1 protein-coding gene and 1 pseudogene are annotated in these 516 nt (G+C 52.5%); both read left to right on the top strand.

The features are described from left to right. Nucleotides 1-101: 101 nt before the first annotated feature. Complete coding sequence (locus QP934_RS11510; protein ID WP_419127592.1) at nucleotides 102-422, top strand: IS110 family transposase; 321 nt, start codon at nucleotides 102-104, stop codon at nucleotides 420-422. Then, nucleotides 346-516 (top strand): annotated as a pseudogene (locus QP934_RS11515) (IS110 family transposase); the annotation flags it as partial. The gene QP934_RS11510 and the pseudogene QP934_RS11515, both read left to right, overlap by 77 nt.

Consider the following 516-nt stretch of genomic DNA (forward strand, 5'->3'; position numbering starts at 1 on the left):
CTCACAGTAATGTAGATGCCAGTACTAAGTATGTCCGACCACCCCCAGCGATGAAGCTCAAATAGTCCAACTTCTAATTCATCGCTAGGAGGAACACACCCATGGCCTATGACTTCGTCATTGGCGTAGACGTCGGCAAATACTTCCACCACGCCTGCGTCCTCGATCCCCAAGGCAGACAAGTCCTGCCCAAACGCATCAATCAGCATAAAGGCTCGCTCCGCAAGCTCTTCGGCCAATTCCTCGCCGACAACACCTCAGTCCTTGTCATTGTCGATCAGCCCAACAACATCAGCCGATTAACCGTCGCAGTCGCCCAACACATGGGGGCAGACGATCGCTCAACAAAAATTAAAGAACGCCCTATGGCAATCGTCTTTTGCATCGATCAGATTCCACGAGCGTTCCCGGCAATTCTATGAACGAAAACGCAAAGAAGGCAAAAGACACAACACCGCAGTCGTCGCACTCGCACGCCGACGCCTCAACGCTCTCTTCTCCATGATGCGAAACGGC

It is taken from the genome of Corynebacterium sp. MSK122 (assembly GCF_030229435.2).
Classification (GTDB): domain Bacteria; phylum Actinomycetota; class Actinomycetes; order Mycobacteriales; family Mycobacteriaceae; genus Corynebacterium; species Corynebacterium marquesiae.

Bases quoted from the DNA above. Each gene is read 5' to 3' on its own strand.
- QP934_RS11510 (WP_419127592.1), top strand. From the start codon at position 102: ATGGCCTATGACTTCGTCATTGGCGTAGACGTCGGCAAATACTTCCAC.